Origin of the sequence: Bacillus sp. SIMBA_026 (genome assembly GCF_046535335.1) — a bacterium.
GTDB lineage: Bacteria > Bacillota > Bacilli > Bacillales > Bacillaceae > Bacillus > Bacillus velezensis.
The window spans coordinates 333,194-356,647 of the sequence record NZ_JAWRWX010000001.1; the positions used below are offsets into that span (position 1 = coordinate 333,194).

Annotated in this window: 32 protein-coding genes; 27 read left to right on the plus strand and 5 right to left on the minus strand. The window is 46.6% G+C overall.

All coding sequences use genetic code 11. The features are described 5' to 3' along the window. Positions 1-55 precede the first annotated feature (55 nt). The 3 genes from SB847_RS01865 to SB847_RS01875 all read left to right on the plus strand — a co-directional run bounded on the left by SB847_RS01865 (position 56) and on the right by SB847_RS01875 (position 4,065). Positions 56-1,054, plus strand: a complete 999-nt coding sequence (locus tag SB847_RS01865) for a LacI family DNA-binding transcriptional regulator (protein WP_007407297.1) — start codon at positions 56-58, stop codon at positions 1,052-1,054. Between the two features lie 75 nt (positions 1,055-1,129). Further along, a complete protein-coding gene (locus tag SB847_RS01870) occupies positions 1,130-2,575 on the plus strand; it encodes a tagaturonate reductase (protein WP_410562725.1) in 1,446 nt (481 codons plus the stop codon). Next, the gene (locus tag SB847_RS01875; protein ID WP_410562723.1) at positions 2,572-4,065 is read left to right on the plus strand and encodes a UxaA family hydrolase; all 1,494 of its coding nucleotides are present in this window, start codon (positions 2,572-2,574) and stop codon (positions 4,063-4,065) included. Before SB847_RS01870 ends, SB847_RS01875 begins: the two co-directional genes overlap by 4 nt. A gap of 33 nt (positions 4,066-4,098) precedes the next feature. On the opposite strand, the gene SB847_RS01880 is transcribed toward SB847_RS01875, so the two are convergent. Next, the gene (locus SB847_RS01880) at positions 4,099-4,863 is read right to left on the minus strand and encodes a sulfite exporter TauE/SafE family protein (RefSeq protein WP_007610763.1); all 765 of its coding nucleotides are present in this window, start codon (positions 4,861-4,863) and stop codon (positions 4,099-4,101) included. 144 nt (positions 4,864-5,007) lie between these two features. After that, the gene (locus SB847_RS01885) at positions 5,008-5,475 is read right to left on the minus strand and encodes a DinB family protein (protein ID WP_021494037.1); all 468 of its coding nucleotides are present in this window, start codon (positions 5,473-5,475) and stop codon (positions 5,008-5,010) included. 204 nt (positions 5,476-5,679) lie between these two features. Here SB847_RS01885 and SB847_RS01890 point away from each other — a divergent pair, with 204 nt between their 5' ends. The 3 genes from SB847_RS01890 (at position 5,680) to SB847_RS01900 (ending at position 8,036) form a co-directional block, all read left to right on the plus strand. After that, positions 5,680-6,816: a response regulator aspartate phosphatase gene (locus SB847_RS01890; RefSeq protein ID WP_410562720.1), complete on the plus strand. Its 1,137-nt coding sequence runs from the start codon at positions 5,680-5,682 to the stop codon at positions 6,814-6,816. After that, the gene (locus SB847_RS01895; RefSeq protein WP_003154881.1) at positions 6,806-6,940 is read left to right on the plus strand and encodes a PhrA family phosphatase inhibitor; all 135 of its coding nucleotides are present in this window, start codon (positions 6,806-6,808) and stop codon (positions 6,938-6,940) included. Before SB847_RS01890 ends, SB847_RS01895 begins: the two co-directional genes overlap by 11 nt. A gap of 142 nt (positions 6,941-7,082) precedes the next feature. Next, positions 7,083-8,036 (plus strand): N-acetylmuramoyl-L-alanine amidase, encoded by a 954-nt coding sequence (locus SB847_RS01900; RefSeq protein WP_410562716.1) that lies wholly within the window; start codon positions 7,083-7,085, stop codon positions 8,034-8,036. 37 nt (positions 8,037-8,073) lie between these two features. Here the strand turns inward: SB847_RS01900 and SB847_RS01905 are convergent, their stop codons facing one another. Then, complete coding sequence (locus SB847_RS01905) at positions 8,074-8,451, minus strand: PH domain-containing protein (protein ID WP_007610770.1); 378 nt, start codon at positions 8,449-8,451, stop codon at positions 8,074-8,076. A gap of 109 nt (positions 8,452-8,560) precedes the next feature. Between SB847_RS01905 and SB847_RS01910 the strand changes: the two genes are divergently transcribed. Beyond that, a complete protein-coding gene (locus SB847_RS01910; protein WP_088462252.1) occupies positions 8,561-9,166 on the plus strand; it encodes a poly-gamma-glutamate hydrolase family protein in 606 nt (201 codons plus the stop codon). 138 nt (positions 9,167-9,304) lie between these two features. On the opposite strand, the gene SB847_RS01915 is transcribed toward SB847_RS01910, so the two are convergent. Beyond that, on the minus strand, positions 9,305-9,895 hold the full coding sequence (locus SB847_RS01915) for an ImmA/IrrE family metallo-endopeptidase (RefSeq protein ID WP_014417517.1): 591 nt from the start codon (positions 9,893-9,895) through the stop codon (positions 9,305-9,307). A 148-nt stretch (positions 9,896-10,043) separates the two neighbouring features. Beyond that, entirely contained in the window at positions 10,044-10,382 is a 339-nt protein-coding gene (gene xre / locus SB847_RS01920; protein WP_003154871.1) for an HTH-type transcriptional regulator Xre, read from the minus strand. Positions 10,383-10,572: 190 nt separating this feature from the next. Here xre and SB847_RS01925 point away from each other — a divergent pair, with 190 nt between their 5' ends. The 20 genes from SB847_RS01925 to SB847_RS02020 all read left to right on the plus strand — a co-directional run bounded on the left by SB847_RS01925 (position 10,573) and on the right by SB847_RS02020 (position 23,425). Beyond that, a complete protein-coding gene (locus SB847_RS01925; protein ID WP_038457727.1) occupies positions 10,573-10,752 on the plus strand; it encodes a hypothetical protein in 180 nt (59 codons plus the stop codon). Then, on the plus strand, positions 10,742-11,569 hold the full coding sequence (locus tag SB847_RS01930) for a phage portal protein (protein ID WP_410562712.1): 828 nt from the start codon (positions 10,742-10,744) through the stop codon (positions 11,567-11,569). The genes SB847_RS01925 and SB847_RS01930 overlap by 11 nt, the downstream gene beginning before the upstream one ends. After that, complete coding sequence (locus SB847_RS01935; protein WP_308825653.1) at positions 11,469-12,269, plus strand: ATP-binding protein; 801 nt, start codon at positions 11,469-11,471, stop codon at positions 12,267-12,269. The genes SB847_RS01930 and SB847_RS01935 overlap by 101 nt, the downstream gene beginning before the upstream one ends. After that, the gene (locus SB847_RS01940) at positions 12,269-12,436 is read left to right on the plus strand and encodes a hypothetical protein (RefSeq protein ID WP_162839610.1); all 168 of its coding nucleotides are present in this window, start codon (positions 12,269-12,271) and stop codon (positions 12,434-12,436) included. The genes SB847_RS01935 and SB847_RS01940 overlap by 1 nt, the downstream gene beginning before the upstream one ends. Before the next feature lie 97 nt (positions 12,437-12,533). Continuing rightward, positions 12,534-12,875 carry a phage portal protein gene (locus tag SB847_RS01945; protein ID WP_088462249.1) on the plus strand — a complete coding sequence of 114 codons (342 nt, stop codon included), beginning with the start codon at positions 12,534-12,536 and terminating at the stop codon, positions 12,873-12,875. After that, positions 12,865-13,068 (plus strand): XtrA/YqaO family protein, encoded by a 204-nt coding sequence (locus SB847_RS01950; RefSeq protein WP_003154859.1) that lies wholly within the window; start codon positions 12,865-12,867, stop codon positions 13,066-13,068. The genes SB847_RS01945 and SB847_RS01950 overlap by 11 nt, the downstream gene beginning before the upstream one ends. A 106-nt stretch (positions 13,069-13,174) precedes the next feature. Next, complete coding sequence (locus SB847_RS01955; protein ID WP_032874577.1) at positions 13,175-13,687, plus strand: sigma-70 family RNA polymerase sigma factor; 513 nt, start codon at positions 13,175-13,177, stop codon at positions 13,685-13,687. A 112-nt stretch (positions 13,688-13,799) separates the two neighbouring features. Next, on the plus strand, positions 13,800-14,597 hold the full coding sequence (locus SB847_RS01960; protein WP_044802860.1) for a terminase small subunit: 798 nt from the start codon (positions 13,800-13,802) through the stop codon (positions 14,595-14,597). Beyond that, positions 14,594-15,892 (plus strand): PBSX family phage terminase large subunit, encoded by a 1,299-nt coding sequence (locus tag SB847_RS01965; protein ID WP_410577305.1) that lies wholly within the window; start codon positions 14,594-14,596, stop codon positions 15,890-15,892. Before SB847_RS01960 ends, SB847_RS01965 begins: the two co-directional genes overlap by 4 nt. Before the next feature lie 48 nt (positions 15,893-15,940). Continuing rightward, the gene (locus SB847_RS01970; RefSeq protein WP_088412335.1) at positions 15,941-17,332 is read left to right on the plus strand and encodes a phage portal protein; all 1,392 of its coding nucleotides are present in this window, start codon (positions 15,941-15,943) and stop codon (positions 17,330-17,332) included. A gap of 19 nt (positions 17,333-17,351) precedes the next feature. Beyond that, positions 17,352-18,197, plus strand: a complete 846-nt coding sequence (locus tag SB847_RS01975) for an XkdF-like putative serine protease domain-containing protein (protein ID WP_130571089.1) — start codon at positions 17,352-17,354, stop codon at positions 18,195-18,197. Between the two features lie 26 nt (positions 18,198-18,223). Then, entirely contained in the window at positions 18,224-19,159 is a 936-nt protein-coding gene (locus SB847_RS01980; RefSeq protein WP_007407274.1) for a phage major capsid protein, read from the plus strand. 16 nt (positions 19,160-19,175) lie between these two features. Beyond that, positions 19,176-19,559 (plus strand): protein YqbG, encoded by a 384-nt coding sequence (gene yqbG, locus SB847_RS01985; protein WP_032874585.1) that lies wholly within the window; start codon positions 19,176-19,178, stop codon positions 19,557-19,559. Continuing rightward, positions 19,556-19,912, plus strand: coding sequence for a DUF3599 family protein (locus SB847_RS01990; protein WP_007610806.1), 357 nt, complete (start codon positions 19,556-19,558; stop codon positions 19,910-19,912). The genes yqbG and SB847_RS01990 overlap by 4 nt, the downstream gene beginning before the upstream one ends. Next, the gene (locus SB847_RS01995) at positions 19,909-20,412 is read left to right on the plus strand and encodes an HK97 gp10 family phage protein (protein WP_410562697.1); all 504 of its coding nucleotides are present in this window, start codon (positions 19,909-19,911) and stop codon (positions 20,410-20,412) included. Before SB847_RS01990 ends, SB847_RS01995 begins: the two co-directional genes overlap by 4 nt. Next, complete coding sequence (locus SB847_RS02000) at positions 20,409-20,855, plus strand: hypothetical protein (RefSeq protein WP_007610808.1); 447 nt, start codon at positions 20,409-20,411, stop codon at positions 20,853-20,855. Before SB847_RS01995 ends, SB847_RS02000 begins: the two co-directional genes overlap by 4 nt. Continuing rightward, on the plus strand, positions 20,852-21,061 hold the full coding sequence (locus SB847_RS02005; RefSeq protein ID WP_007610809.1) for a YqzN/YkzM domain-containing protein: 210 nt from the start codon (positions 20,852-20,854) through the stop codon (positions 21,059-21,061). The genes SB847_RS02000 and SB847_RS02005 overlap by 4 nt, the downstream gene beginning before the upstream one ends. Next, on the plus strand, positions 21,061-22,458 hold the full coding sequence (locus tag SB847_RS02010; RefSeq protein WP_410562693.1) for a phage tail sheath family protein: 1,398 nt from the start codon (positions 21,061-21,063) through the stop codon (positions 22,456-22,458). Before SB847_RS02005 ends, SB847_RS02010 begins: the two co-directional genes overlap by 1 nt. Position 22,459: 1 nt before the next feature. Then, complete coding sequence (locus tag SB847_RS02015) at positions 22,460-22,903, plus strand: phage tail tube protein (RefSeq protein ID WP_003154837.1); 444 nt, start codon at positions 22,460-22,462, stop codon at positions 22,901-22,903. 75 nt (positions 22,904-22,978) lie between these two features. Continuing rightward, positions 22,979-23,425 (plus strand): phage tail assembly chaperone, encoded by a 447-nt coding sequence (locus SB847_RS02020; RefSeq protein WP_032874591.1) that lies wholly within the window; start codon positions 22,979-22,981, stop codon positions 23,423-23,425. The last annotated feature ends 29 nt before the right edge of the window (positions 23,426-23,454 follow it).

The following is a 23,454-nucleotide window of genomic DNA, read 5'->3' on the forward strand; positions in this document are numbered from 1 at the left end:
TCCGTTAATGGTACAATAGAAATAAATGACAGCATACAGAAAGAAAGGAAAAACGATGGTAACCATAAAAGATATCGCAAAACTCGCCAACGTATCCCACACAACCGTATCCCGGGCACTTAACGGCAGCCCCTACATTAAAGAGCATACAAAACAGAAAATATTAGAGCTCGCTTCACAGCTGAATTACACACCGAATGTAAATGCAAAAAGCCTTGCCATGCAAAAGTCCCATACGATCGGACTGTTTTTTACAAGCATCACAAACGGAACCTCACACAGCTTTTTTTCCGATACCATCAAAGGTGTAAACCGCACAATCAGTGAGGAATACAATTTGTTCGTCCGCGCGATTGACGACCTGAAAAGCTTTGAAACCATTACGCCTATGAGATATGACGGAATCATTTTAATGAGCCAAAGCGACAGTGATAATTCATTTATTTATCATATCCGCGAGAAAAACATCCCGCTTGTCGTGCTGAACCGGGACATTGATGACCGGAGCATCACGAACATCCTGTCAAACGATAAAGAAGGCTCCAGACAGGCGGTCGACTGCCTGATCGCAAACGGACACAGAGATATCGCGATCATTGAGGGAAAGGAAGGATTCAGGTCAACTTCTCAGCGGAAAGAAGGCTATTTGACATCTTTAATTGATCATTCTATTCCGATTAAGCATGAATACAGTGTAAAAGGCCGCTATGATATGGAAAGCGGAAGTCAGGCGATGGAAAAACTCTTGGCGCTTCAATCACCGCCTACGGCTGTTTTTTGTTCAAACGATGATATGGCGATCGGGGCGATGAACGCCATTTTCGCCAAAGGCCTGAACGTTCCGGAAGATATATCCGTTATCGGGTTTGATGACATCGGCATTTCCCAATACATGACGCCGAGGCTTTCGACAGTAAAACGCCCGGTTGAAAACATCAGCATACTCGGCGCAGAGAAGATCTTGGCGCTAATCGCCGACCCGGATACGGCGGCGGAAAAAATATACGAAAACACCGAGGTGATGATAAGAGATTCAATTAAAAAACTCACATAACGGCCCGTCTGATTATCCGGGTTTTCGTACGATAAAATGTTAACGTGTGCATAAATGCAGAAGGAGGCGGACAGCTTGCGGCAGCTGAATAAAAAGATGTGTGGTGAATACATTCAATATCCTGAAAAAGTCCTTCAGTTCGGCGAAGGTAACTTTTTGCGGGCCTTCGCAGACTGGCAGATCGATCAATTGAATCAATTGACGGATTTTAACGGAAGCGTTGTCGCCGTACAGCCGAGAGGCTCTGAGAAAATCAAACGTTTAAACGAGCAGGACGGTTTATTTACGCTTTTTTTGCAGGGGATAAAGGACGGGAAACCGGCTGAAGAACACACGATCGTCAAATCCATCAGCCGCGGCATTGATCTTTTTTCTGACTATGATTCCTTTAAACGGCTGGCAGCACAAGAGGAGCTTCGTTTTATCATTTCCAATACGACAGAAGCGGGAATTACGTTTGAGAAAGGCGACCGGCTTGAGGATAGACCTCAAAAAACATTCCCCGGGAAATTAGCGGCGTTCCTTTATTTCCGCTATAAGGCATTTGCGGGTGACGCCGAGAAAGGGTGCATTGTGCTTCCATGTGAACTGGTCGAAGAAAACGGACGGAAACTGAAGGCTGCCGTGCTTCAATATGCCGGGCTGTGGGAGCTGGAGCCTGATTTTACTCAATGGATTCATGACGCGAACATCTTCTGCAATACCCTCGTGGATCGGATTGTTCCCGGATTCCCTGTTGATACCGTAGAAGAACTTACCAATTTTCTTGAATACGAAGACCGTCTGCTTGTGGTCGGTGAGCATTATTATTTGTGGGTGATAGAAGGGCCGGAACAGCTTCAGAATGAACTTCCTTTTGCTGAGGCCGGGCTGAACGCACTGATCACGTCTGACCTTACGCCTTACAGGACAATAAAGGTGAGAATCTTAAACGGCGCTCACACGGCATTGGCGCCAGTGGCTTTACTATACGGACTGCAAACCGTCCGGGAAGCGGCTGAGCACGAGGTGACGGGCAGGTTCATCGAAGAGCTGATCAATGAAGAAATCCTCCCTGTGCTGCAAATGGAGGGTGTCACCCAATACGCGGCAGATGTGTTACAGCGGTTTAAAAATCCTTATATCCAACATTATCTGCAAAGCATTACCCTTAACGCTGCCGTGAAATTCAAAACAAGAAACCTGCCGACGCTGAAGGCTTATATCGAACAGGAGGGCCGGCTACCTGAGAAGCTGGTATTTTCGTTCAGCGCCATGATCTATTCATACTGGAACGGACCGAACAAACCGGCTGACGACGCGGAGGTTCTTCACCGTTTTCAAATGGCGCGGTCCCGTTGCAAAGATGATATGTTTCAAGCGGCATCTGCCATATTAGGAGAAGAGCGATTGTGGGGGAAGAATCTGAATCATCTTCCGGGGCTGACTGAACGAACGGCTTTTTTTCTGTCTGTCATTCATAAGCGGGGTATGAAGCATGCGTTACATGAATGCTGCGGAAAAAAGGGGGAAGTGAAATGAAAGAGGTCATAAAAATCCATAAAAACGATAACGTGCTTCTCGCCATGCGCCATTTTAACAAAGGGGAGCGGCTGCATACAGACGGACTGACGATTGAAGTGAAGGACTCTGTAAAGCGGGGGCATAAAATCGCGCTGCAAACCATTGAAGAAAACGGCAGCATCATTAAATACGGTTTTTCGATCGGGCGTGCAACAAGGCGGATTTCGGCCGGCGAGCATATTCATACCCATAATCTGCAAACGAATTTATCCGATGTGCAAGAATACACGTATTCACCGCGCTTCGAGGACAATCCTTTTACAAATGAGAACCGGACATTTAAAGGCTACAGAAGAGAAAACGGTACATCCGGCGTCCGGAACGAACTGTGGATCGTGCCTACAGTCGGCTGCGTAAACGGCGTCGCTGAGAAAATCCTGCAGCGCTTCGTAAAAGAGGCGAAAGACATTGCGCCCTTTGACAATGTGCTGGTTTTAAAGCACCAATACGGCTGCTCCCAGCTTGGCGATGATCATGAGAATACGAAACAAATGCTGATGAACGCCATCCGTCATCCAAATGCGGGCGGTGTGCTGGTTTTAGGGCTCGGCTGTGAAAATAATGAGCTGGCGGCGATTAGGGAAGCGCTTTCTGAAGTGAATGGAGATCGGGTGAAATTTCTCGAATCACAGGCTGTCACAGATGAAATTGAAGCGGGGACTGCGCTTCTTAAAGAGATACACCTTGCGGCAAAGGGAGATAAACGTGAGGAGATTCCGCTGTCAGAATTGAGCATCGGATTGAAATGCGGCGGGTCGGACGGTTTTTCCGGCATCACGGCAAACCCTTTATTAGGGAGATTTTCAGATTACTTGATTGCACAGGGAGGGAGCACGGTTTTAACGGAGGTGCCTGAGATGTTCGGCGCTGAGACGATTCTCATGCAGCGTGCGGCGAGTGAAGAAGTGTTTCATAAAACAGTCCGATTGATCAATGATTTCAAGCAATATTTTATGAAGCACGAGCAGCCGATTTATGAAAACCCGTCACCAGGGAATAAGGAAGGCGGCATTTCAACGCTCGAAGACAAGTCGCTCGGCTGCACCCAAAAAGCCGGTCTTGCACCGGTTTCTGATGTGCTGACATACGGTGAAACACTGAAAACAAAGGGATTGACACTGCTCAGTGCGCCCGGCAATGATTTAATCGCTTCTTCAGCGCTCGCCGCGGCGGGCTGTCACATCGTTTTGTTTACAACCGGAAGAGGCACGCCTTTCGGCACATTTGTCCCGACTGTGAAAGTATCAACAAATACTGATTTATTTCAATCAAAGCCTCATTGGATTGATTACGACGCGGGCAGATTGGCGGAAGACCAAACAACAGAAGATCACATTGTAAGAGATTTTATTCAATACATTATTAAAGTTGCAAGCGGAGAATTCGTCAATAACGAAAAAAACGATTTTCGGGAGCTTGCAATTTTCAAGTCCGGTGTGACGTTATAAGGGAAAGGGCGATCTGACAACAGACCGCCTTTTTTATATTAATTTTATTCCGCTGATTAAAATAATCGCCGCCATCACAAACTGCAGCGGGCGCGGTGAGAATTTCGGCGAAAAGAAGCTGCCGAGAAGCACACCCGGCACAGAGCCGATCAACAGATTCAATACAAGCAGGTAATCGACGCTTCCGAAGCTTGCGTTTAACAGACCGGCAGCCGTTACGAGCAAAAAGGCATGTGCGATATCCGTTCCCACCACTTCTGCCGTTTTCATTCTGAACAGGTATAACATGGCGATTGCAAATAACGAGCCGGACCCAATAGATGTCAGGCCGACGATGAAGCCGAAAATGACGCCGATCAGTATCATGAGTGTCCGCTTTTCTTCAAGCGTTTTTTGCTGCCAGCGGTTCGGCCGAAGTTTTTTATCGAAAAAAAGGCGGGCGATAATGGAAATGGCGACAAGGGTCAGCACGTAGCCGAGCGCCTGTTTGATAATCTGCTCCTGATGCTGGTGAAAAGCGGGAAACAAGTGAAGAACACCGATGGCGGCTGTTGCGCTGGGAATGCTCCCGAGCGCCAAATAGCCGACAAGTTTAAATTGAACGGTGCGCTGCTTCCAATGAGAAACGACACCGAACAGTTTGGTGATGGAGTTATATAAAAGGTCAGTGCCGACGGCGATTGAGGGGTTGATCCCCAAAACGATCAGTAAAGGAGTCAAAAGCGCCGCTCCTCCCACACCCGTCAATCCGACAAGCGTTCCGACAAAGAAACCCATAAACACAATGCTTACAGTCATCTGTGTGCCTCCTGAATAATCCTACTATTTTTATCAGATTATATATGATTAAGAGGCGGTAATCAATTAAATTTTCGGAAAATTTTATACAGAACAAAAAATCCGCCAGCCTGCTGTTATGTCGCAGACCGGCGGATGGCCGGATTATGATTTTTGCTGATAAAACGGAAGTTCCGTGTGGCCCATTTCTCTGACATACACGAAAAGGTTGCCTTTATGATGAATTTCATGCTCCATGGCAAGCTGAAGGAGAGCAGCGCCGGTCACTTTTCTGCCGAAAGAGGCGGTCAGGTCAATTTCGCGGTTCAGCTGCTCTTCAGTCAGCTGTGACAGGATGTCTGTCGTTTTTTCAGTACATGCTTCCGCCAGTTTGACGAGGTCTGTTTCCGCTTCTTCTTTCGGTTTGTTCTGGATGGCTGATCCGTTTCCGTCGTTAATGACGTTTGCAAACATAAGAAAAGAATAAACGATGTGTTTTACAAGTTCCTGAGCGGACATTGATGTCTCTGCCGGTTTGTAGTCGTAATGCTCGCGGCTGATTTTTTCGGCCAGTTCAATCGTCACGTTTCGATGTGACAGAAAGTGGCTGACCAATTGATTTTGTGCTGTCATGTGAAAACCCCCATTTAATACAGAATAAAAGCTGCAAGGATATGCTATATCAACGGCACGGAAGAAACAAGCAATAAGCTTGTGACGGAGATAAATCGTTGCGGATATCCGAAATTCGACAATTGCGGTCTTTTTGCGTTCTTCTTTTTCTAGCAAATATGATAAAATATGACATATCTCGGTCATTCCAAAAGGGGGGATTTATTGAGGATGAAGCAGACTATTCCGTCCTCTTTTGTCGGGCTCAAAATTAATGAATGGTATACCCATATCCGGCAGTTTCACGTCCTTGAGGCGGAGCGCGTCAAACGTGAAGTAGAGAGAGAGATCGAGGATATGGAAGAAGATCAGGATCTGCTGCTGTATTATTCATTAATGGAATTCAGACACCGTGTCATGCTGGATTACATCAAGCCCTTAAAGGAGGACCCTTCTCAGCCTGAGTTTTCAGAATTATTGGAAGACATTGAAGGCAACCAGTATAAACTGACAGGACTGCTTGATTACTACTTTAATTTTTTTCGAGGAATGTACGAATTTAAACAGAAAATGTTCCTAAACGCCATGATGTATTACAAACGGGCTGAAAAAAACCTTGCACTCGTTTCTGATGACATCGAGAAAGCTGAGTTTGCTTTTAAAATGGCCGAGATATTTTACAACCTGAAACAAACCTACGTCTCCATGAGTTATGCCGTTCAAGCCCTTGAAACGTACCAATCGTATGAGACGTACAACGTCCGCAGAATCCAATGTGAATTCGTTATTGCAGGGAATTATGATGACATGCAGTATCCAGAAAGAGCATTGCCCCACTTAGAACTTGCTTTAGATCTTGCAAAACAAGAAGGCAATCCCCGTCTTATTAGTTCAGCCTTATATAATCTCGGAAACTGTTACGAAAAAATGGGAGACCTCTCTAAAGCAGCCGAATATTTTGAGACATCCGTTTCCATTTGCAGGTCAGAAAAGTTCGATAATCTTCCGCATTCTATTTACTCATTAACACAGGTTCTTTATAAACAGAACACTACAGCCGAAGCAGAGAAGCAATATCGCCTCGGGCTCAGTATCGCCCGCGAATACAATGATGAATTGTTTGTGAATCTGTTCCAATTTTTACATGCGTTATACGGCAAGGAAATGGATAACGCATCCGTCAGGCACACGTTTGATTTTCTGGAAGAACACATGCTGTATCCGTATGTGGAAGAATTGGCGCATGACGCTGCCAAATTTTACATGAAACACGGACAGACTGAAAAAGCGCTCACGTTTTATGAAAAAATGGTGCACGCCCAAAAACAAATCCAGAGAGGAGATTGTCTATATGAAATCTAAACTGTTGTCAGGATTGCTGCTTGTTGCTGTCGGGTTCAGCTTTACACAGGTGATCGGCCATGAAAGCCATTTGGAAAACCAAGCGGACGGCACATTCCATATTGCCGCGCGCAACCAAACATAACATAAAGACCCTTCTTTGGAAGGGTCTTATTTTTTGCATGCGTATCCATTCCATTTTTATCCGAATGCGGGGTCTATATGCTCAAGTTATCTGTCCTACGAATGCCACCTATTGATGAAAAAGGCATAAGGAGAGATGAAGAGTGGGGATTGAAGTGAAAAAAAAGCTCGTATCGGCTGATAAATATGCGTTAAAATGTCCGAATCCGATGACACCGGAGTATATTACCATTCATAACACGGCAAACGACGCATCCGCAGCTAATGAAATCAGCTATATGACGGGAAACAGCGAATCAACGAGCTATCATTTTGCGGTTGATGACAAAGAAGTGATCCAGGGAATTCCGTTGGACCGGAATGCCTGGCATTCGGGAGACGGCACGAACGGTACCGGAAACCGTAAGTCGATTGCTATAGAAATCTGTTACAGTAAGTCAGGCGGCGAACGGTACAGAGCTGCAGAAGAACTGGCAATTGCGTTTGCGGCGCAGCTTTTGAAAGAACGGGGCTGGGGGATTGACAGAATCAGAAAGCATCAGGACTGGAACGGAAAGTACTGCCCGCACCGCATTTTGTCTGAAGGCCGCTGGGATGAAGTGAAGGCGAAGATTGAAAAGAAATTAAGCGGGAGTATGCCGGCGAAAAAAGCCTCTATTTCTTCTTCCGCGTCTGAATACCATGTGAAAAAAGGCGACACCTTATCGGAAATCGCCGCATCGCACGGTGTCAGCGTAAAATCGCTGCAAAGCATCAACCATATCACCGATCCGAATCACATTACAGTCGGACAAGTGATCAAGCTCGCTCAGACGGGTTCTTCTTCAAAAAGTCAGGCTGTGTCTTCCTATCCGCTTCCATCCGGTGTGATCAAAGTGACGAAACCGCTGACGAAAGGGGAGAACGTAAAACAAGTGCAAAACGCTTTATCCGCTCTTTATTTTTATCCCGATAAAGGAGCAAAAAATCATGGGGCGGACGGCGTTTACGGCCCGAAAACGGCAAATGCCGTAAAACGTTTTCAATCCGTCAGCGGATTAACGGCAGACGGAATTTACGGTCCGAAAACGAAGGCGAAAATAGAAGAAAAACTGTAATCAATAAAACGGAAGCTCCCCGGGCTTCCGTTTCTTCTTACATACAAACTGCTGCAAGGGCCTTTTGAATATCATAAATGCTTTCATCTTTTTTAAACTGCTTTGAGACAGCGGGAAGTTCCGCGCCTGAAATCCAAATTTTCAGCTCTGAATCAAGGTCAAAGCGGCCAGCGGTTTCTACGCTGAATCTGGAAATGCTCTTGTACGGAATGGATTGAATCTCCGTTTTCTTCCCCGTGAGTCCCTGTTTATCAACAAGAATAAGACGCTTATCCGTAAAGACAATGATATCTCGGACAAGCTTAAATGCGGCGTTGACATTCTCACCTTCCAGCAGAATACGGGCCAGTTCTGCTTTTGCTTCAGCCGTCGATATTGTTGACGCATTGCCCAGCAATCCATTGATGAATCCCATGATATATCCCCCCTGTTACGTATTCTATCAAATCATACTATAAAAAGGTTTCCATTCCCAGATGAGTAGAGTAAACTGGTGCTGACTGGAAAAGGAGAGCATGTTACACATGAAAGATAGATATGACAATTTCGCAGCCCTTTCAGCTGCTGAATCAGAATACAGAATTATTTATGAAGAAAAAGAGGGAAGTAAATGTATCGTCCTCGCTCCCCACGGCGGCAGGATTGAGCCGGGAGTCAGTGAGCTGGTGCGGGCATTTTCTGACCAAAGCTCAATTTATTTATTTGAAGGAACGAAGCGGTGCGATAACCGTTCTCTCCATTTGACAAGCACACGCTTTGACGAACCCCTGGCTTTAGAAAAAGTGACCGCCCATCATTACGCATTGGCTTTTCACGGGTATCATGATCTGAAAAAGGCAAATACACTCGTCGGGGGCGCGGATCTGGAAAAAGCAAGACTGATTTGTGATCTGCTGCGTGAAGCGGGGTTTGATGCCGAGCTGACAGAGAAGAATGATCGGCTGGCAGGTGTAAATCCCGGCAACATTGTCAATCGGACAAAAAGGAAAATGGGGCTGCAATTGGAAGTGAGCACGGCGCAGAGACACGCGCTGTTCAGCAATTTTGGCTGCCGGGGAGAAAAATATACGCCAACCGATCTGTTTTTTCGGTATGTAGAAGCCGTGAAGGCCGGTTTTTATGATAAATGAACAGGGGGGCCCGTTCTTACATTCACTGGAGCTATGCGGCGCAAGAAGTGCTTGGCGGGCAGCACGGTGAGAACAGCGTCATGATGCAAAAACCTTTCCTGCGATTTAAAATGCTGACACTCTGTCGGCGGAGAATCGCTAATTTTCAATAAAATACGGCGTTTTTTCCTCAGCGGCATGCAAGTGTGTCTGTCCGCTTTCATAATACCCATTCGGCCGCTTGTCGGATAACAGACAAGTGAGCCGCTTCTGAAATTGAATACCTGCTTTACGCCGTTCAAACAGCTCCAGCCTTTTTTCCGCAAATGATGCCGTCACCCGGAAAGCGGCTGCGATTAAAATGACGGCGTGGCTCCTCCGCTGGGGAAGCTCCATGTTTAACAGCATAAAGGTCGGCACACAGAAGTGGTACATAAAATGGTTGGCCTGAAATTCCTGCAGTTCCCTGAACAGCTTGTTCATATGAAAATGGTTGCCGGTATGCTTCAGCACATGGCACAGTTCGTGCGCAAAATCCTGCCATTGCTCTTCGGGTGACTTTTTTTGATTCAGGACGATGCTGTACATGCCGTCCCGCTTCAGCATCATACTGTGCGTATCTTCAAAATGAATCCAAATGTCAAGCTCCTTGGCAATCATCTGCATATCAATATGGAGAGGGGCGGTCATTCCCATGCGGCAATATAAGTTTTTGACGTATTCCTCAAGATGTGTTAAAAAATCGCCCAATTGAATACACCCTTTCGAACGTATGTTCTTTTTTAAGCGAGAAAGAAAAGCCCTGATCGGACTTTGAATCAATTCCCTTTTCTTTTAAAAATAAACATTCAGCTTTTATATCGGCTGAACGTTAAGCAGTTTAAAGGAAAAGAGCGGTTTATTTATGTTTCGGCCTGCGGTTTTTCTCTTTTTCTTTTAAATAATTAATGAATTCAATGGCCTGCTGCTTGCTTTCCGGGGAAAAGTCCTGCATGTCCCGATATGCGATCTGCAGGTCGGGATCGGCAAACATGTCTTCATCTGAAGGTTCTTTTCCGGTTAACAAATAATCAGTCGACACTTTGAAATAATCCGCAAGCTTTTGCAGCGTGTCGTAATCGGGTTCAGATCGGCCGTTTTCATAATGAGAATATCTGGCGCGCGAGACACCGATATGATTTGCGACTTCTTCCTGCGTTTTCTTTCCTCTGAGACTCTTTAATCTTCCGCCTATCATCCGAATGACCTCTCTTTTTTCAACACCCTAAGTTACTTATGATTATAGATACAAAATGTATCAAAATAAAGTGATGATAAAAAAAGTATCAAAAAGGTCTTGATGATACGAATTGTATCGTATATAATCAACATCATAGGGATACAAAATGTATCAACATGCGATAAAAAATTGATCAGGAGGGTGAGAGATGAAGCCGATTATCATCCGTTTCAGCAGCAATCCGGCTGACCAAAGATGTTTAGGAAAAGCAGGCGGCTCGATATCTTTTACCGCTTGCGGACTTCCGGTATTCCGATTTGATAACCGATTGCAGTATGAACGCTATATAAGTCTGAAGACAAACGGAGACGTCCAATATGAATCGTAAAAGCTACCCGTTTTTCATCTATTCCGGATTATTGAATTCAGAACATTATGACAAAATAGGGTCTGCTATTTGGCTGTTTTTATGGTTCATCAGCTCAACGACAAAGGAACACGTAAAAGACGGCGTAAAGTGGGGGATCGTCCTCGGACATAAGCCCTTAAAAGCAAGAGAAATGGCCGACGTATTTGCCGTCAGCGAAAAAACCGTCAGACGGTGGCTTGAGGTTTTGGAACAGCATGAATATATCAAAACCGTCCGCGCCCCTTACGGACTCATCGTCTCCGTAAAGTACTCGAAAAGATTCACGCAGAAAAAGACATTGACCCGCCCGGAAGTCACAGACCGGACAATATCGGCGGATCACCGGGACAAAAATGTCCGGAGAGAAATAGATATAACAAAAAATCATACTGCTGAAGAAGCGATTAACGACATTGCCGCCCATTTTATCAGATTAAGGTCTGCACAGGAGGGGCGGAGCGTATACCCGTCGCCCCGGGATTATCAGGCCATCGCCCGTATTGTTTCCCTCGGTGCGTCAGCACAAGAAGCAATCAAATGGCTCGGCGAATGCTTTACAGCTTTTGAACAGCGGCGCACCTCTTCAGCTGAAACGATCAAGGCTTTCAGCTATTGCGCCAAGTATATGGAAGACCGCTTGAATGCACGAATTGCGGGAAGGACAATCACAACAAAAAAAGAGAGGAATACGATACATGACAAAACGAACGATCGAGCAGATACTGGCCGACCTGAAAAACGGAAAACGTCCATTACTGGCGGACAGACCGGAAGAATCAGGCGAAAGCCGCTTTGACTGTCCGCTCTGTAAAGATCAGGGCGGTTATCTCAAAAACCAGCTTGGAATGGATGTGTGGGTTAAGTGCCGCTGCGCCGCCGAACGAAAAGCAGAGCGCATTCTCAGCGCAAGTGAGATTACAGGCGCCTTTCGGAAGCTGGATTTCAAAGGGTTTATCACGCGGGGCAAGCCTCAGGCAGTCGTCGACGCATATGAGTGCGCCCTTGAATATGTTGAAAACTTCGACAAGATTAAAAACTGCCGGAAAAACAGCATTGCCCTTTTAGGGCGTCCGGGATCGGGAAAAACCCATCTTTTGACCGCTCTCAGCAATTATGTCATGAGACAGAAGCAGACACCGGTGCTGTATTTTCCTTTTGTGGAGGGCTTTACGGATTTAAAAAATGATTTTGATCTGCTTGATGCAAAGCTTGGCCGTATGAAACAGGCGGATGTGCTTTTTATTGACGATCTGTTCAAACCGCTGAACGGAAAACCCCGGGCGACCGATTGGCAGATTGAACAAATGTACGCCGTCGTGAATTACCGCTATTTAAATCATAAGCCGGTTCTTATCTCGAGCGAGCTGGCCTGTGACGGACTGGTGCAGGTTGATGAAGCCTTAGGCACAAGAATTTATGAGATGTGCAGCGATTATTTAGTCATCATTAATGGCAATTCATTTGACGTAAACCACAGATTAGAGGGGGCGAGATAATGTGTAAGCTGTGCGGGCCGAAGAAGGTCATTATGACGGAAACGGGTTTCGGCGCTGTCTTTCACCCTTGCCCGAACTGCAAAACAGGCACTGATTTAACGCCGGTCATTAAACGTCTTGAGCGAATGGTTCAAGACGCAAAAGCGAGGCTTGATGCACGTGTATAAATATATCAAATGGCTTTTTTGCCTGCTGTTCAGGGCGAAACGGATAGAAAAGCAAATTGAAGCATGGCATGAGGCTGATGGAAAGTGAGGATAACCATTGCAAGAAAATCACAGCCCCGCTCCATGGCGGGCCGTAAACAGCGGAGAAGAAAAACCCATTTACATTTATTCCGCTTACAGCGAAGCGGATAAAGAGAAGTTCCCTTATTCAAACGGAAGGCTCATCGCGGCCGTTTTTAACTTAAGTTCATACTCACAGCAGATCAACGCGGCATTGATGGCGAAAGCCCCGGAACTTTTTGAGGCGGCCGAAACGGCTCTCCGCCTGCTCCGGGGAGAAAGTTCTGAAGAAAAAGAAGCGTTCATAAATAAGCTCGAAAGCCTCATACATGAAGTAAACATCCTGAAAAAGACGGAGGACGTAAAACATGAATCCTAAAAAACTGACTGACATTGAACATACAACATTAAAAAGCCAGCTGGAAGAAGGCAAGGTTCGGGTGATTATTGTAGACGGACTGAAGAAGGAAGCATGGCTCGCCGAAGCGCCGGAGCACGGCAAAACGCTTGTCGAAACGCGAAAAGGGGATCTGGCCCGGGTCGAATATGAAATCGGCTTTAAATTGAATTAAAAACAGAATACGTCCAAGACGGAAAGCCTGCGGACACTGATCAATCGCGCACATGCTGCGCATTGGTTGGTGTCCTTTTTTTGTTCCGAAAAAGAGGAGGATCTACATGGAAGACTTACTATTTGAATATAAACGCACGCTGAAAGAGACGAAAAAGTGGTACAAGCAGCTGGAGGAAGCCGATGAAACGATGCTTACTTCAGAAGAACTGAAAGATAAAAAAATCATCAGAACGATCATTACAGATGTGGAATATGTCATCGAATGGCTTGAAAAAGGCCGGCAGCCCGGCATAAGAAGAGCGATAGACCGCAGAGACGCTTATCAGAGAATGCTGATTAAAGATCCTAGAATCATAGAAACCTATTCGCAGGCGCTGATGTTTGAACCTTCCGCAAATGTGACTGAAGAAGACAGAATCAGACTGCGGGACGCATTAGCCGTTTTAACGGATAGAGAAAAAGAAATGCTGCTGCTCCACAAAGCGGAATGCTTTTCGTATGAACGGATCGCCGCCTTGCTGAACGTAAAGAAATCAACCGTACAGACGACGGTCAAACGGGCGCTTCTAAAAATTCAAAAACAGCAGGAACAAAGAAATCAATCGCCTGCTTCATAAGTTGTCATACGTTTGCCACCTAGAAGTGAACAGACGATCACAAAAAGCGGCCCGATTAGAAGCCGCTTTTTATTATAGACAATCATGTCGGAGGTGGCGGTGATGCCGTAGCATGAAAAACGCAAAAAGAGAACAGGCATTTACAATCTATCAGTCTCATAAAGGCCGCATCACAAATCGCGCCCTTGCCGGCAAATCAGGCGTATCCGCAAGAACGATCGGCAGATGGAAAAAAGAAGGGCGCTGGGACGAGGCGCTCCATAAGAACGCGGAAAGCGGCGGAAAAAACACCCCGGGCGAAGGTGATGAGTTAAACGAACGCCAGCGGCTGTTTTGTCTTTATTATGTGAAAAGCTTTAACGCCACCCAATCTGCGATAAAAGCCGGATATTCACCGGAAAGCGCGCATGTGACGGGAAGCAGGCTGTTAAAAAACGAAAAAGTCGCCAAAGAAATCAGCCGCATGAAAAAGGAAATGGTCAATAAAGTGTTTGTCGAAGCGATGGACGTTCTTCAAGTCTATGTGAAAATCGCTTTCGCCGATATTACCGATTATGTAACCTTCGGAAAAAAAGAGGTTCAGGCCTTCGGAAAATCAGGGCCGCTCTTTGACGAAAATGATAATCCGATTATGCAGGAAATCAGCTACGTTGACGTTAAAGATTCGCACCTTCTGGACGGAACCATCGTCACAGAAGCAAAACTCGGAAAAGAGGGCATTGCAATCAAGCTTGCCGACAAGATGAAGGCTCTTGAAAAGCTGTCCTTGTACTTTGACCTTTTCCCCGATCAATTTAAACAAAAAATCGAAAATGAAAAATTAAAGCTGGCACAGCAGAAGATGGAAAAAACAGAAGACAGCCAAAAGCCGATTGACATTGTCATTACGCGGAAAGAGGAACGGTCATGATTGAAAAAGCGGTTAACCCGCGCTTTGAAGATTATTTGTTCAATTGGAATGAAACGTACCAATTTCTCGTCGGAGGCTATGGCTCGTCAAAAAGCTATCATACCGCGCTGAAAATCATCCTGAAGCTGCTTCGTGAAAAGCGGACGGCGCTTGTCGTGCGGGAAGTTTTCGATACGCACAGAGATTCTACTTTTGCCTTGTTTGAAGATATTATCGGGGAGCTTGAGCTGGGACATGCCGTAAAGGCCGTGTCTTCGCCGATGCAGCTGAGATTTTCAAACGGAAGCCGGATTATGTTTAAAGGGATGGACAACCCGGCCAAATTGAAATCCATTCATCATATTTCACTGATTTGGATTGAAGAATGCTCTGAAGTGAAGTATGAAGGATTTAAGGAGCTGATCGGGCGTCTGCGCCATCCCGAGCTTTCGCTTCATATGATATGCACCACAAATCCCGTCGGCACCTCCAATTGGACGTACCGGCATTTTTTCCGTGATGACCAAAAAAAACGGTTCGTATTGGATGATCAGACGCTGTATGAAAAAGGCACCGTCGTTAAGGGAGATACGTATTACCACCATTCCACAGCGTGCGATAATCTGTTTTTGCCGAAAAGCTATTTTAAGCAGCTGGACAGCTTACGGCATTACGATCCTGATTTGTACCGGATCGCCCGCAAAGGACAGTTCGGCGTCAATGGCATCCGCGTGTTTCCGCAGTTTCAGGTCATGGAGCACAACGAAGTAACGGAGCGGATTGCTTCCATCAGGCGCCCCCTGTTTCGGACGGGCATGGATTTCGGTTTTGAAGAGTCATACAATGCGGTCATCCGGCTTGCCGTCGATCCGGATCAAAAAGACCTTTATATTTTCTGGGAGTATTACAAAAACAAAATGACCGATGATCAGACCGCTGAGGAGCTTCAGGAATTGGCGGATCAAAAAGAGCTGATCAAAGCGGATTCAGCTGAGCCGAAAAGCATCCAATATTTCCGCAGGCAGGGCTTTTGCATGGTTGCGGCCAAAAAGTTTCCGGGCTCAAGACTTCAGTATACAAAAAAGCTGAAACGGTTCAAACATATCTATTGCTCAGACAGCTGTCAACATACGATCCGCGAGTTGCAGAACTTAACGTACGCAAAAAACAAAAACGGCGTTCTGTCGGAAGATGAGTTTTCAATTGATCCCCACACACTTTCAGCCATTTGGTATGCGCTGGATGACTATGACGCGGCGGATTTGAAAGATGCATCACAAAAACGGAGACGTCCGAATCGGGAAAGGAGGAGGTAGGCGTTGCCGAACTATCAAAACGTTAGAGCCACCGTCTTTAAATCAAAAATGGCCGCGCCGCAGGCAAGGCAGATGAACGAAGATCAATTTGCCGATCTGTACGGCGAAGACATCATTTCACCGCCCTATAATCTCATTGAACTGAAAACAATCGCCGAATATTCGACGATTCTTCAGCAGTGCATTGACGCGTATCGGGTCAATATTACGGGTTTTGGGTTTGATGTGGAATATACCTTTGATGTAAATAGCCCAGATTGCTCCCCGTCAAAAAAGGCCCGGGCCGAAAAAAACTGGATGAAGCTGGAGAGCTTTTACAAATGTCTTCATTTTGATGAATCGGCCGAGACGATCCTCGGATATGCGATAGAAGACCGCGAAAAAACGGGCAACGGTTTTCTCGAAGTGCTTCGGGACGGGGCAGGAAAACCGGCGGGGATTGAATATTTGGATGTGAAACATATGCGCGTCTGCGGTGTGACTGATCCCGTTGAAGTTACATTTTCATATGAAGAAAACGGCGCATCCAAAACGATTAAAAGGCAAAAACGGTTCCGTAAATATGTTCAGATGCTGAACGGTCGGAAAGTGTTTTTTAAGGAATACGGCGATCCCCGCATGATGGACATGAGAACCGGCGAATACGTAAAGACCCTGTCTGAAGAATACCGGGCAAATGAAGCGATTCACTTAAAAATCGGCAGCGGCACTTACGGAATTCCGCGCTGGGTCGGCAATATCGTCAATCTGTACGGCGCCCGGAAAGCGGAAGAACTGAATTTTATGTATTTCAAGCAGGGCCGTCACGTGCCGGCCGCCATTACGGTTGAAAACGGCATGCTGTCAGAAACCTCGTACAAAGAGCTCCAGGATTATATGAATGACCTGGAAGGGGTGGAAAACGCCCACAAGTTTCTGCTGATTGAGGCGGAAGGTATTGCGAAGGAAAAAGACCTTCACGGAGGCGAAGACATTACGCCCGTGTCTGTGGAAATTAAATCACTTGCCGAAATTCTGCAGGATGATGCGCTGTTTCTTGAATATGACGACAAAAGCAGAAATAAACTCCGCTCCGCGTTTCGTCTTCCGCCGCTTTATACGGGCGAGGCGCAGGAATACAACAAAGCCACCGCCGATACGGCACGGAAAATAACGGAGGAACAGGTGTTTCAGCCGGAGCGGAAAACGCTGATTAATAAGCTCAACACGTTATTTTTGCCAGAATTGGGTCTCCACGATGTACAGCTCACATTAAAAGGGCCTGATTTTCGCGATCCGCTTGAAATTGCGAAGGTGCTTACGCCATTTATTTCCGCCGGCGCGGTCTCTCCTAATGACCTCCGTGATCTGGCCGGAAGAGTGCTCGGGAAGACGCTTGAGGAGTGGCCTGAAGAGTACTACAGCCGGCCGGTGCTGAAAGGGAAAAAGGAGCAATCCTGAAAGGGGGTGAAAACATCTCGTGCCGAGAGAATTGAGAAATGCCGTCATCAGTTTTGTGAGCTATGTCGATAAGGCGGCGAACCAAACGGAATTCTTTTTTACAAAATCAGCCGGAGGCCTTCCGTCATTTGAAAAAAAGGTGCAGGTGTTTACAAAAAGCGAATCGGATGAACAGAAGCTTGTTTACGGCATCGTTTACGAGCCGGATGTCCCGGATGCCCATGGCGATTATATGACGGCTGAAGAAATTGAAAAGGCCGCTCACGGTTTTTTGGCGGACGCCCGCAACATCGATACAAATCATAATTTTGAAGGCGGGACCGGCGAGGTGGTGGAGTCGTACGTCGCCCCGGATGACTTTGAAATCGGGAATGCTGTGATCCGGAAAGGATCTTGGGTGCTTGTCACCAAAGCTTCCGATGAAGTATGGGATCAGATTAAAGCCGGTATTATTACGGGCTACAGCATGGCGGGAACCGCTGACGTTTACGAAGAGCCGGCAGAAAAGCAAGCCGGCTTATTCGGCGCGGTCAAGCAATTTCTCGACCGTGACCGCAAATCAAGAAACCGCAAAGGAGAGGACTTGAACAAGATGAGAAAAGAAGACGTAAGAGAATCGATTGAACACGCGCTGCACCCGCTTTTAAAGCGGCTTGACAGCTTGGACCAAAACACGCAAGACAAAGACGGGGCGGCTGCGCCGTCTGATGAAGAAAAGCTGAAAACGCTTGTTGAGGACATGCTCGCGCCGATTATTAAACGCATTGAAGCGCTTGAAAAAGTAAGAGGCGCATCAAAGCAGCCTGAAGAAGAGACGGGCGGCCAAGAGCCTGTTAAAAAATCCATTTGGAGCGGACTGCTTTAAGCCCAGTCAGAAGGAGGAACTGTAGAGTGAGAAATCAAGATATCATCAGAAAGGCGGAAATGTCACTTTCCGCTTTAAAAAGCGGCGGTTTAATGAACCCTGCACAAGCTTCAGCATTTATCCGCATGGTGCAGAACACGCCGACCATTTTCAGCGAATCGCGTGTGATTCAAATGGAAAATGACTCGCAGAAATTTGAAAAAATCGGTTTCGGCCAGCGTATTCTGCGTGCCGCTGAGGAAGGAAAAGCCTTAACTGACGATCAGCTGACCGTCCCGGCAACAAGTACGGTGCAGCTGAATACGAAAGAAGTCATTGCGGAAATTAATATCACCTATGACACGCTTGAAAATAATATTGAAAAAGACGGCCTGCAGCAGACGATCATGCAGATTTTGGCGGAGCGGGCGGCAGTCGATATTGAGGAGCTTGTCGTAAACGGCGATACATCTTCTTCTGATCCGTACTTGGCACAGCTTGACGGAATCCGTAAGCAGACTGTATCTCACGTCATTGACGGAAACGGGGAAGAGCTGTCCAGAGCCACATTTAAAAAAGGCTTAAAAGCCATTCCTGCAAAATATTTGCGCCTGCCTCAGGAATTCAGATTTTACACATCTCAAGGCATGGAGATTGAATGGAAAGACCGTGTGGCTGACCGTCAGACCAACCTGGGGGATCTTGCGGTGCAGGGCGGTTTGTCTTCAGCATTCGGCGTTCCGGTCAAAGGAGTGTCCAATCTGCAGCCGTACTCAGTCGGAGAAGGTGATTCCCAGTACGATGCGTCTGACATCATTCTGACTCACCCGAAAAATATCATTCTCGGTTTTTCACGGAATATCCGAATCGAAGTAGATAAAGATATTCGCAGCCGCAAATTTATTATCGTACTGACGGCTAAACTTGACAGCAAATTTGAAGAAGAAGATGCAAGCGCCAAAATCGTAAACGTTAAAGAATAAGACGGGGGTGGCAGTTATGTTAATTCAGCCGTCTGACGTTGTTTCATATTCAGTTTATGATCAAGTCAAAAACAGGCCGGAGCCGCTTCTTATACAGGACATTCTGGAGGCGGAGGCGGAGGCGGCCAGAATGGCGGGGCATTCGTTCACTGATCCTATATACTCACCGCTTCCCGAAAAGATTAAGCTTGCGTTATTAAAGCTTTCTCAATATTTTGCGCTGATCAACCAGAATGAAGCGGCCGCTTCCGCCTATCAATCTGAAAAGATAGGCGACTACTCGTATACGGTGGCAGATGAAGGCGGAATCAGAAAACCGGCGGTGCACCATCTGCTCTGTGAATATATCGCGCCGGGTTATTCCCCGGTTTCTGCACACGCAAAGGTGAGACCTTTATGAGCTACGAACGGCTGCTCACTGACAGATGCGATATTTATCATGAGACGGTGTCAGTTCCGAAGGCCGGACGCTTCGGGATTCCCGCCGAAAAGCTCCAGCCTGTCTTTTCTTATCCGGAAGTGCCCGATGCTGAAGATGTGCCGTGTCTGTTTGTTGAAAAACAGCAGCAGCTTATTCAGCTTGAGCCTGATCATAAGGTATATCAGCGGTTTCTCGTTCATTTTCCGAAAGAGGCCGTTGTGCGTGTCAATGACAAAATCATTTGGGAAGGCCAGGCGTATATTCTGGAAATGCCGAAGAAAGCAAGACAGCACCATTGGGAGGTTATCGCTGTGAGAGATGACAGACTATGAGCATAAAAAACCTTGAACAATGGAATCGGTCGCTGCAAAAGGCATCATCCGGAGAATTTGCCTGTCAGGCAGGCGAATGGCTGGAACAGTCAGGAGAGGATTTTCTCGACTTGGTACGGGAGGAGCTTATTCATTCGGGAGGGATTGATACAGAAGGCCTGCTGTCTTCTTTCCGAAAAGGAGCGCAGGATCATGTATGGATCATTGAAAACGGGGGTCTGACCCTTGAAATCGGCACCAATGTAGAGTATGCCTCATTCATAAATGACGGACATTGGACCGTCTCAGATGAAAATGTCAGATGGGTGCCCGGGTATTTTCAAGGCTCCCGGTTCATCTATGATCCGTCAGCTTCAACGGGAATGGCGCTCAAAAAACAATGGATCAGCGGGAATGGGTTTTGGGACAAAGCCCTTCTTTTGTATGAAACACTCTTCGCCGAATCGCTGGACAAGCGTTTCGATCAGTGGCTTAACACGTTGGGGGGAGATATCGGATGAATCGCGAAACTGGTTCAATCGCCGCTTTTTTGTATCAGCAGTGCGGCGTGCCCGTATATGAAAATGAACTGCCTGAACAATTTCAGGTGCCGTCACTATACATTCCGCCCCCGTATGTTTTTGACGAGAATGACACAGTCTCCACCTTTAAGAAGACATACAGTCTGAATGTGAAGCTGTTCCATGCCGACTCGGTGCAGGCGCTCTATGCAGCCGACCGGATCGCCGATGCGGTGAGAGAATCAAGACAGCTGATTCCGCTGCTTACGGAATCAGGGGAGGATACCGGTGATTTCGTCCGCATCAGCCGTATCGAAACAAGAGTCGGAGACAAAGGCGAGGCAGTGATCACAATCCGCTGGACGAGCCGCTACTACTATCAGAAACAAACATCTCCCGCACTGCGGGATGTGGACATTAACAGCGGGGTGATAGAAAAGTGAAACAACATAAAAAGAAAAACGCCGCAGCGGCGGAACGAGCGGTTCTTTATGACACGGCGGATTTAACAAAGCACGCGAAGGAGCTTTTCGGCGTAAAACCTGAGATTCTCCAGGGGGCTTTATTCGGCGTGAAGCAAAAACAAATGACAAAAGCGCAAGCAAAGTCTTACATTGAAGCATTTTTAACCAAGGAGGTCATGCAATAATGAACGGCGGAACATTTACACAAGGAAAAGAAAAAGAACGTGCCGGGATCTATTTTAATTTTAAAACAACCGCCCAGGAGCGGGTATCGATCGGTGAACGCGGGATTGTCGCCCTTCCCGTCGCATCAAGCTGGGGGGAAGCGAAAACATTCGTTTCCATTTCAAGCATTGAAGATTTGAATAAAAAAGTGGGGCTCAGTATTGAAGATCCGTCACTGATTCTGCTTCGTGAGGCGAAAAAGAAAGCAAAAACCGTTTTGATGTACCGTCTGACAGAGGGAATCAGAGCGAGCGCCGATCTTTCGCAAGGTGTTAAAGCAACCGCTTTGTACGGCGGTTCAAAAGGAAATGACATCATCATTCGCATCAGTGAAAACGTCCTTGATCAGACCGCTTTCGACGTGACCACTTACATGGATGAAGCGGAAGTTGACAAACAAACGGTGAAAAAAGCCGAAGAATTAAAAGCAAACGGCTATGTCACATTCACGGGAACGGGCGAACTGTCGGCTTCCATCCCGCTGACAGGCACTGAGGAAGAATCCGGGGAAACGTTAAACCCGCAGGCAGGCATCCGTCTTGCGGGCGGAACTGATAAAGCACCGGTCAACTCAGACTATACGGATTTTTTAGCTGCGGCTGAAACGGAGAATTTCGATGTCATCGCTCTTCCTATCGCGGAAAACGATCAGCTGAAAGCGACATTTGCCGCATTCATTAAACGCCTTCGCGATGCGCAGGGACAGAAAGTGCAAGGGGTGACCGCCCATTACAGCGGGGATTATGAAGGCATTATCAATGTGACTGAAGGTGTGCTGCTGGAAGACGGAACGGAGATTAAAGCTGAAGATGCGACCGCCTGGGTGGCAGGCGCAAGTGCCAGCGCCGCATTTAATCAATCCTTAACATTCGTTGAATACGAAGGCGCCGTCGATGTGCTGCACCGCCTGACTCATGATGAAGTGATCGAACGTCTTTCCAAAGGTGAATTCCTTTTCTCTTATGATGCCCGTGATAAGTCAGTCAGCGTTGAAAAAGATATCAACTCATTGGTGACATTTACGGCAGAGAAAAACAAAAAGTTCGCGAAAAACAAAATCGTCCGTGTGCTTGATGCGGTGAATAACGATTTGACACGTGAACTGAAAGCCTTAATTAAATCGAAAAAAGGCACGGGCAGCGATCTTCCTGCGACAAATGACGGCCTTCAATTCGTTAAAACGATGATCATTCAATATTTGACTACGCTTCAGGATGCGGGCGGCATCGCCAACTTTGATTCAGACAAAGACATTGCAATCGGGCTGAATGAAGACCGCGACGGCTTTTTAATCGATCTCGCCGTACAGCCTGTGGATGCGGCAGAAAAATTCTACTTTAACGTGGAGGTAAACTAAGATGGCATTAAAAGCGCAAAACACGATTTCAGGAAAAGAAGGCCGTTTATTTCTCGACGGAGAAGAGATGGCGCATATTAAAACCTTTGAAGCAAACGTGGAAAAAAACAAATCAGAAGTAAACATCATGGGCCGCCGCATGACGGGACATAAAACAACAGGCGCCAACGGAACGGGCACGGCAACATTCTATAAGGTCACATCCAAATTCGCCGTCCTTATGATGGATTACGTCAAAAAAGGCAGCGACCCGTATTTTACGCTGCAAGCCGTTCTTGACGACAAATCATCAGGCCGCGGAACAGAACGCGTCACCCTGTATGACGTCAACTTTGATTCTGCAAAAATCGCCGGACTGGACGTAGACTCAGAAGCCCTCGAAGAAGAAGTGCCGTTTACCTTTGAAGATTTCGATGTGCCGGAAAAGCTTTCTGAAACGTTTTAATTAAGATCGGTATGAGTGAAACAGGCCTTTTACAGGCCTGTTTTTTATAAAAAAAAGAGTAAGGGAGTTTTCATCATGAGCGAAAAAAACGAACAAGTATTTGATCTATCATTCTTTATGCCGGGTAAAACAGTCGAGGCTGAGGAGATTCGGGTTCCGCTTTCAAAGCGTTTTGTCGATAAAAAAGGAAACATCGTGCCTTTTATTTTTAAAGCCATTACGACTGAGCGCATTGATGAACTGGAGAAGGAAAGCACGACATATAAAAATGTGAAGGGCAGAGGCCGCGTAAAAGACTTAGACAGCCAGCGCTTCTATGCGCGGATCGCGGTTGAATCTACGATTTACCCTGATTTCCGGTCTAAGGAGCTCCGCGACGCTTACAAAACGGCAGATCCGGTCGAGGTGGCAAAACGCGTGCTTTCAGTCGGCGGTGAGTATGCAAATTGGCTGAATAAAGCGATTGAGATCAATGGTTTTGAAGATGAATTAGAAGATCTGGAGCAAGAAGCAAAAAACTGATAAAAGATGGGAATAAGGAAGCCGTGTAT